Source organism: Immundisolibacter sp. (genome assembly GCF_028696615.1).
GTDB lineage: Bacteria > Pseudomonadota > Gammaproteobacteria > Immundisolibacterales > Immundisolibacteraceae > Immundisolibacter.
In genome coordinates, this window is sequence record NZ_JAQVGQ010000118.1 from 1 (window position 1) to 8,151 (window position 8,151).

Below are 8,151 nucleotides of genomic sequence, written 5' to 3' on the forward strand. Positions count from 1 at the left end.
ATGGACGGCGACCTGCAGCACGACCCGGCGCTGCTGCCGGCCATGCTGGAACGACTGCGCGGCGGCGGGCTCGACATCGTCATCGGCAGCCGCCACCTGGCCGGCGGCGGCGTGGGTGACTTCCCGGCCGCACGCCAGGGCATCAGCCGGCTGGCGACGCGCCTGAGTCGCGCCGTGCTGAAGGCCGATCTCACCGACCCCATGAGCGGCTTTTTCATGCTCACCCGCCCGGCGCTGATGGGCTGCCTGCGCCACGGCGTGTCGGCGATCGGCTACAAGATTCTGGTGGACCTGTTCGCCTCGGCGCCGGCGCCGCTGCGCTTCGTCGAGCTGCCGTACACGTTTCGCCGGCGCGAGGTCGGCCAGAGCAAGCTCGACAGCAAGGTGGTATGGGACTACCTGATGCTGCTGGCCGACAAGCTGGTCGGCCGCTACGTGCCGGTGCGGTTTCTGGCCTTCTCGGCGGTCGGCGGGCTCGGCGTCGGCGTGCACCTGATGGTGCTGGGGCTGGCGTATCGCCGCCTGGGCGTGGATTTCGTGACCGCGCAGGTGCTGGCCACGCTGGCGGCCATGACCTTCAACTACGCCGTCAACAACGCGCTCACCTACCGCGACCGGCGCCGGCGCGGCTGGCGGCTGCTGACCGGCTGGGTGTCGTTTGCGCTCGCCTGCAGCGTGGGCGCCGTCGCCAATGTGGGCATCGCGGCGTATCTGTTCCACCGCGAGACGTTCTGGCTGCTGTCGGCACTGTCCGGCATCCTGGTCGGCGCGGTGTGGAACTACGCCGTCACCAGCGTCTACACGTGGCGTAAATGAACCGCCGCGGCAGAAGGCGCCGCGGCGGATTCTTCCCCTCTCCCACGCGTGGGAGAGGGGAGCAAGTCCAGCCGGCGGGGGGCTGAAAACATGCCGGCCGGTTCGAGCACTCCGCTCAGAAGCGCCGGCCGATGCCGATGCCGTACACCCACGGATCGATGTCGACATCCACCTTCAGGCGCCCGAGGGCGTTGGTCTTGATGGTGGCCTCGGTATCCATGTCGATGTACTTGACATCGGCGTTGACGAACCAATCCTTGTTGATGGCGTAGTCCACGCCGACGTTGGCAGCCGCGCCCCAGGAGTCCTTGAGGTGCACGTTGGCCTTGCCGCCCATCGCCCCCCTGAAGTCGGACGTCGCGTCCTCGTCGAAGAACGTGGTGTAGTTCAGGCCCACGCCGACGTAGGGACGGATGGTGCCGTTGGTGTTGAAGTGGTACTGCAGCGTCAGCGTCGGCGGCAGAGTGCGCGCGTCGAACAGCTTGCCCAGACCCGCCAGGCTACCGGTGCCCTCCACGTTGTGCTCGCTCGAGGCCAGGATCAGCTCCAAGCCCCAGCTCGGCGTCAGCATGTAGGTGAAGTCGAGTTCCGGCGTAACGTCGGAATCGAGTCCGGCGCCGCTGCCAGGAATGGCGCCGGCGACGCTACTTTTCACGGTGCCGCTGTCCTCGCGCGGGTCGACCACGATCACGCGGCCGCGAACCAGCAGGTCACCGGCTTCATAGGCGGCGGCGGACTGGGCCGCGCCGGCGCAGGCAAAAACGAGACCGAGTGCGGCAATCCGGCCGGCATTCTGGGTCGATGTCATGGTGGGTAACCTCCCGTTAGGGCGGCACTGCGCGTGCCGCGTCGCGGCGCCGACTGCATGGGCAACCAGCGCCCGGCCAGTATCGCGAAGCGGCCGTAACAGCACGTTGACGCCTGTCGAACGGCGCGTTTCGCCGACTTGATGCCGGTCAATACCCGTCGGCGTGTTTGCCGATGGCTGTGCCAGTGCCGCTTACAGGCGCCTACTTCAAGCCCAGGCGCCGCGCCAGACGCTGCAGGTTGCCGCGATCCTGACCCAGCTCGCGGGCGGCAGCGGCCCAGTTGCCGGCATGGCGGGCGAGCGCCTGTTCGATCAGCCGGCGCTGCACCTCGTCGACCGCTTGGCGCAGGCTGGTTCCTGCGGATGGCAGGGCAGCCGCATCGTGGTCGGCCGCCGCGCCGCCGGCGGGGGCGAGATCGAGATGCTCCGCATGCAGCGTGAGGATGCGTGGGCGTGGCGTCTGACCGGCGAGCGCCCGCAGTGCCGCCCGGGCCAGCAGGTGTTCGAGCTCGCGCACGTTGCCCGGCCAGGGCTGGTGCAGCAGCGCCTGCTGGGCGTCGGCGGCCAGGCGCAGGCCGCGCAGGCCAAGCCGCACGCGGTTTTCCTCCAGAAAGCCGCCGGCCAGCAGCAGCACGTCGCGCCCGCGTTCGCGCAGCGGCGGCACGGTCAGCGGATAGGCACCGAGCCGGTGGTACAGATCGGCCCGGAAACGCCCGGCGCGCACCTCGGCGGCGAGATCGCGGTTGGTGGCGGCCAGCACGCGCACGTCGACGCGGTGCTCGCGGTCCGAGCCCAGGCGCTGCAACTGGCCGCTCTGCAGCACGCGCAGCAGCTTGGCCTGCACGCCGAGCGGCAGTTCACCCACCTCGTCCAGCAGCAGCGTGCCGCCGTCGGCCAGTTCGAACTTGCCGCAGCGCTCACCCACCGCGCCGGTGAAGGCGCCACGCACGTGCCCGAACAGCTCGCTCTCGACCAGGTTGTCCGGCAGCGCCGCGCAGTTGAGCGTGATCAGCGGCTGGCGGGCGCGGCGCGAGCGGGCATGGATGGCCTGCGCCACCAGTTCCTTGCCGACGCCGGTCTCGCCGGTGATCAGCACCGTCAGATCGGTGCCGGCCACGGTGTCGATCTCGCGCTGCAAACGGCGCATCGGCGCGCTGTGGCCGGCGAGTTCCCGATGGCGCAGCGGCGCCGGTTCTTCGGCCAGCGCGCGCGCCAGCTGCTGCTCGCGCTGCGCCTGCCGGGTGAGCCCGCCGATGCGCTCGCCCACCGCCACCAGCGCCGCCACCAGCCGGCCGAGCGTGTCCAGAAACGCGACATCGACGGCGTCGAAGGCGCGCGGGTCGAGCGCATCCAGCGTCAGCAGGCCCCACGGCTGATCCGCCACGTACAGCGGGCAGCCCATGCAGTCGTGCACTTCGAGCTGGCCGGGGCGGCCCTGCACCAGCCCGTCGTAGGGGTCCGGCAGCTCGCAATCGGCCGCAAGGCGCGTCGGCCCGCGCCGCTGCAGCAGCGTCAGCAGGCGCGGATGGTCGGCCAGGCGAAAGCGCCGGCCGAGCGTGTCGTGCGTGAGACCCGCCACTGCCAGCGGGCGCAGCGTGTCGCCTTCGAGACGCAGCAGGGCGGTGGCATCGCACGGTAACAGCGCGCGCACAGCTTCCAGCAGCGGCGCAAAGCGCTGCTCGTCCGGCAGGTCGCCGGGCAGGGCTTCGAGTGCGGGCAGCACCGCGCCCAAGACCTCTTTAGTTGTCATTTTGACTTCAATAGATGTTTTAAAGACACGTATCAAGTCGAGTCATTTTTACATCCAATGGGATTTTTCCGCATAACCATGCGGGTTATTCGATTGGCATGGAACATGACTTGGCTTTGGCAAGCCGCACAGGCGAGTTTCCTACCACCAGGAGCCTATCCATGCTTTCCGCCCAACACCGCGACATCGTCAAGGCCACCGTCCCGCTGCTCGAAGCCGGCGGCGAGGCGCTGACGCGCCACTTCTACGGGACGATGCTCGCCGAGTACCCCGAAGTGCGCCCGCTGTTCAATCAGGCGCACCAGGCCAGCGGCGCCCAGCCGCGGGCGCTCGCCAACGGCATCCTGCAGTACGCGCGGCACATCGATCGCCTCGACGCGCTCGGCCCGCTGGTCGGGCAGATCGTGCAAAAGCACGTGTCGCTGCAGGTGCTGCCCGAGCAATACCCCATCGTCGGCAGCTGCCTGCTGCGGGCGATCCGCGAAGTGCTGGGACCGGACATCGCGACCGACGCCGTGATCGAGGCCTGGGGCGCCGCCTATCAGCAGCTCGCGGACCTGTTGATCGGCGCCGAGGAAGACGTCTACGCCGCCGCGGCGGCGCGGCTGGGTGGCTGGCGCGGCGCGCGGCGCTTTCAGATCGCGCGCAAGGTGCCGGAGAGCGCCGAGATCACCTCGTTCTATCTCAAGCCCGCCGACGGCGGCCCGGTGATGGCGTTCGAGCCCGGCCAATACATAGGCATCCGGCTCACCATCGACGGCCAGGAAGTGCGGCGCAACTACTCGCTGTCCGCCCCGCCGAACGGCAGCACCTACCGCATCAGCGTCAAGCGCGAGCCGGGCGGGCGGGTGTCGAACCACCTGCACGACGCGCTCGGCGTCGGGGCCACGGTCGACCTGTTCCCGCCGGCCGGCGAGTTCGTGCTCGCGCCCGGCGAGCGGCCGCTGGCGCTGATCAGCGGCGGTGTCGGCATCACCCCCACCCTGCCCATGCTGCAGGCCGCGCACGAGCAGCGCCGGCCGGTCACCTTCGTGCACTTCGCGCGCAATGCCGCCGTGCATGCGTTTCGCGACTGGGTGGATGATCTGGTCGCGCGCAGCGCCCAGGCCCGGCGCTTTTACTGCCACGAGGAGCCCGGCGCGCCGGTCGACGCCCACGGCCGCATCAGCGCCGAGCTGCTGGCGCGCGCGCTGCCGCAGGCCCGCGACATGGACGCCTACTTCGTCGGCCCCGCGCCGTTCATGGGCGCGGTCAAGCGCCTGCTCGGCGAACTCGGCGTGCCGGCCGAGCGCATGCACTGGGAGTTCTTCGGCCCGGCGGCGGCGCTGGAGGGGTGACCGCGAGCCGTCCGCCGAACGGGTTTACCCTCGGCGGACGGCCACCACCTGCGAGAGGATCGCCATGGCACACGACAACCCCATCCACGTGCTCACGCACGAACACCAGTACATCCTGAAGGTCGTGCACGGCCTGAGCGCCATCGATCAGGACCTGGAGGCCGGTCGCCGGCCGGACATCGCCCGCCTGCGCGGCGTGGTCGCCTTCATGCGCGAGTTCGCCGACCGCTGCCACCACGCCAAGGAAGAGGCGATCCTGTTCCCGGCCATGGAGGGCAAGGGCGTGCCGCACGACGGCTGCCCGCTCGAAGGTCTGCTGCGCGAGCACGCCCGCGGCCGCGAGCGGGTCGGCGCGCTGGCCGCGGCCATCGACGCCTTGGAGCGGGGCGACGCCGCGGCCCCGGCCGCGCTGCATGAGGCCATCGCCGGCATCCAGCAGCTGTACCCGAACCACATCTGGAAGGAAGACCAGATGGTGTTCCCGATGGCCGAGCGCCTGTTCTCGGCCGCGGAACTCGCCGACCTGCACGCGCGCTTCGAGCAGGCCGAGGTGGAACTCGGCCCGGAGCACGAGCGCTATGCGGCGTTTGCCGACGAGATGGCGGCCCTGCTGGGGGCGGACGCCGGCACCGCCACGCACGCCGCCGGCGGGCACCTTCATCCGCCGACGCACTGACGCATTACGCGCCGCGGTCGTGCCCGTCGACATCCGCATCAAGCGCATCTACGAGCCGCCACAGGCCGACGACGGCGCGCGCGTGCTGGTCGATCGCCTGTGGCCGCGCGGCCTGCGCAAGGAGGCGGCAGCGCTCACGGTCTGGCACAAGGACGCGGCGCCAAGTTCCACGCTGCGGCGCTGGTTCGGCCACGATCCGGCGCGCTGGCAGGCGTTTCGCGCCCACTACCGCGCGGAACTCGACGCCAACGCCGAGGCGCTCGCGCCGCTGCGCGAGCTGGCGCGGGCAGGTCCGCTGACCCTGCTCTACGGCGCCCGCGACAACGTCCACAACCACGCCGTCGTGCTGGCCGAATACCTGCGCGAACACCTGGAGGCAGACGACGAATCATGAACACGCCGCTGCATCGCCCCGTGTGCGACCTGCTCGGCTGCCGCTATCCGCTGGTGCTGGCAGGCATGGGCGGCGTGGCGCGCGCGGAATTGGTCACCGCGGTCAGCCGCGCCGGCGGTTTCGGTTTTCTGGGCATGGTGCGCGAGCCGGTGGCGCGCATCCGCGCCGAGGTCGCGGCCGTGCGCGCCGCCGGTGTGGAGCGCTTCGGCGTCAACCTGATCCCGGCCGGCACCGACCCCGCGCTGCTGGGCGCACAGATCGAGACGCTGATCGCGCTGGCCGTGCCCGTGGTGGGGCTGTTCTGGGACGTGCCGGCGCCGCTCGTCGGGCGATTGCGCGCCGCGGGGCTGCGCGTGGTCTGCCAGGTGGGCTCCGTGGACGAGGCACGCGCGGCAGAAGCCGCCGGCGCCGATGCGCTGATCGCCCAGGGCGTCGAGGCCGGCGGGCACGTGCGCGGCGCGCAGCCCCTGCACGCGCTGCTCGGGGAACTCACGCCGGCGGTGAGCGTGCCGGTGCTGGCAGCGGGCGGCCTCGCCGACGGCGCGGACGTGGCCACCGTGCTGGCGCTGGGCGCCCAGGGCGCGGTGTTCGGCACGGCGCTGATCGCAACACCAGAGAGCTTCGCCCACGACTTCCACAAGCAGCGCCTGGTCACCGCCACCGCGGCCGACACGCTGCTCACCGAGGACTTCCACATCAACTGGCCGCCGGGAGCCAAGGTGCGGGTGCTGGCGAACAGCGTCACCCGCGGCGAGCGCGGCGATCCCTTCACCGGCACGCGCACCGTGATCGGCGAGGAGGAAGGCCGGCCCATTTACCTGTTCAGCACCGACTCGCCGCTGCGTTCCATGACCGGCGATTTCGAGGCCATGGCGCTGTACGCCGGCACCGGCGTCGGCCGTATCGACGCCGTCGTGGCTGCCGGCGAGCGTCTGACGCAGATCGTCGCCGACGCCGAGGCGCTGCTGGCGGTCGACGCAATGCCGGCGGCCGAAGCGGCGCGCCTGAGCTCGCCCGCCTGCTTCGCCGCCGACGCCGACGCGCAGTACATGGGCGAGATTGGGCGGGAGGAGCTGCTCGCCGCGCTCGACGAGCTGCTGGAGGCCGAGCGCGCCGGCGCGCGCGTGGCGCTGCACACGGCCAACGACGCACCGGCCGAGCTCACGCCGCTGGTGCGCGCCATCCAGCACGACGAGGCGCGCTGGTGCGCGCTGCTCACGCAATCGATCCAGCGTCTCGGCGGCACGCCCTCGCGCCGCACCGGCGATTTCTACGCAAAGGCGATGGCCATCCGGGACCTGCCGGCGCGGCTCGCGTTCCTGAACCGCGGCCAGCGCTGGGTGGTGCGCAAACTTCAGGCGCTGCTGCCGCGCGTGGGCGACGCGCGGCTCCAGGCCGGGCTCGGCGCCATGCTCACGGCGCACGAGGCCAACATCGCCCGCGTGGCGGCGGCGCTCGATGGCTGAGCGGGGCTTGCCGCTGTTTCGGCTCGGCTTTCGGCCGTTCTTTCTGGGCGCGGCGGCGTTCGCCGTGCTGGCGATGGCGCTGTGGGCGGCCAGTTACCTGGGCTGGGTCGCCTTTGCGCCGCGCGGCGGCCCGCTCGCCTGGCATATGCACGAGATGCCGTTCGGCTTCGCCTGCGCGGTGATCGCCGGCTTCCTGCTCACGGCGGTGCAGAACTGGACCGACTCGCGCGGCCTGCGCGGCGCGCCGCTCGCGGCGCTGTTCGGGCTGTGGCTCGCGGCGCGCATCGCCTGGCTGTGGCCGGGCCTGCCGTGGTGGCTTTTGGCCGCACTCGAACTTGCCTTCCTGCCGGCCGTGGCGGCGCGCCTTGGCTGGCAGCTCGGGCGCGTCCAGCAGCGGCGCAACTACCCGCTGGTCGGCCTGCTCGCGCTGCTCACGGCGGCCGACGCGGTCGCGCTCTGCGCCGTGCACGGCAACGATTTCATCCTGCTGCGGCAGGCGGTGTGGGCGGCGCTGTGGCTGATCGGGGCGGTGATTGCGCTGATCGGCGGGCGGGTGATCCCGCTGTTCACCGTGAACGGCCTGCGCCTGCCGGCGGCGGCACCGGTGTCGTCCTTCGAGCCGCATCTCGCGATGGGCGGATTCGTGCTGCTCGCCGCGCTGGCCGCGGCGGGCGTGGGCCTGGCGCCGGACCTGCGCCTCGCGCCGCTGCTGCTGGCGCTCGCAGCGCTGCACGGCTGGCGGGTGGTGCGCTGGTATCGCCCCGGCATCTGGCGCGTGCCGCTGCTGTGGTCACTGCTCGTCGCCTACGCCTGGCTGGTGGTGGCGCTCGCCGCGCTCGCCGCCTGGCACGCCGGGGTGCCGATCGCCGCCAGCGCGGCGCTGCACGCCTTCACGATCGGCACC

Annotated in this window: 8 protein-coding genes; 6 read left to right on the plus strand and 2 right to left on the minus strand. The window is 71.5% G+C overall.

Annotation, left to right across the window (positions count from 1 at the left end; genetic code table 11):
* On the plus strand, nt 1-816 hold an 816-nt coding region (locus PHC73_RS08835), incomplete at its 5' end, for a GtrA family protein (RefSeq protein ID WP_300126843.1).
* A 115-nt stretch (nt 817-931) separates the two neighbouring features.
* Here PHC73_RS08835 and PHC73_RS08840 read toward each other — a convergent pair.
* Complete coding sequence (locus tag PHC73_RS08840; protein WP_300126845.1) at nt 932-1,624, minus strand: OmpW family protein; 693 nt, start codon at nt 1,622-1,624, stop codon at nt 932-934.
* A gap of 202 nt (nt 1,625-1,826) precedes the next feature.
* Nucleotides 1,827-3,374, minus strand: coding sequence for a nitric oxide reductase transcriptional regulator NorR (norR, locus tag PHC73_RS08845; protein WP_300126847.1), 1,548 nt, complete (start codon nt 3,372-3,374; stop codon nt 1,827-1,829).
* A gap of 161 nt (nt 3,375-3,535) precedes the next feature.
* Here norR and hmpA point away from each other — a divergent pair, with 161 nt between their 5' ends.
* From hmpA to PHC73_RS08870, 5 genes are all read left to right on the plus strand, one after another.
* Nucleotides 3,536-4,711, plus strand: a complete 1,176-nt coding sequence (hmpA, locus tag PHC73_RS08850; protein WP_300126849.1) for an NO-inducible flavohemoprotein — start codon at nt 3,536-3,538, stop codon at nt 4,709-4,711.
* A gap of 64 nt (nt 4,712-4,775) precedes the next feature.
* The gene (locus PHC73_RS08855; RefSeq protein ID WP_300126851.1) at nt 4,776-5,387 is read left to right on the plus strand and encodes a hemerythrin domain-containing protein; all 612 of its coding nucleotides are present in this window, start codon (nt 4,776-4,778) and stop codon (nt 5,385-5,387) included.
* Between the two features lie 19 nt (nt 5,388-5,406).
* Nucleotides 5,407-5,781, plus strand: a complete 375-nt coding sequence (locus PHC73_RS08860; protein WP_300126853.1) for a DUF488 domain-containing protein — start codon at nt 5,407-5,409, stop codon at nt 5,779-5,781.
* Entirely contained in the window at nt 5,778-7,247 is a 1,470-nt protein-coding gene (locus tag PHC73_RS08865) for a DUF6306 domain-containing protein (protein ID WP_300126855.1), read from the plus strand. Before PHC73_RS08860 ends, PHC73_RS08865 begins: the two co-directional genes overlap by 4 nt.
* Nucleotides 7,240-8,151: NnrS family protein (locus PHC73_RS08870; RefSeq protein ID WP_300126857.1), on the plus strand; the 912-nt coding region annotated here is incomplete at its 3' end. The genes PHC73_RS08865 and PHC73_RS08870, both read left to right, overlap by 8 nt.

Bases quoted from the DNA above. Each gene is read 5' to 3' on its own strand.
- PHC73_RS08840 (WP_300126845.1), bottom strand. From the start codon at position 1,624: ATGACATCGACCCAGAATGCCGGCCGGATTGCCGCACTCGGTCTCGTT.
- PHC73_RS08855 (WP_300126851.1), top strand. From the start codon at position 4,776: ATGGCACACGACAACCCCATCCACGTGCTCACGCACGAACACCAGTAC.
- PHC73_RS08865 (WP_300126855.1), top strand. From the start codon at position 5,778: ATGAACACGCCGCTGCATCGCCCCGTGTGCGACCTGCTCGGCTGCCGC.
- norR (WP_300126847.1), bottom strand. From the start codon at position 3,374: ATGACAACTAAAGAGGTCTTGGGCGCGGTGCTGCCCGCACTCGAAGCC.
- hmpA (WP_300126849.1), top strand. From the start codon at position 3,536: ATGCTTTCCGCCCAACACCGCGACATCGTCAAGGCCACCGTCCCGCTG.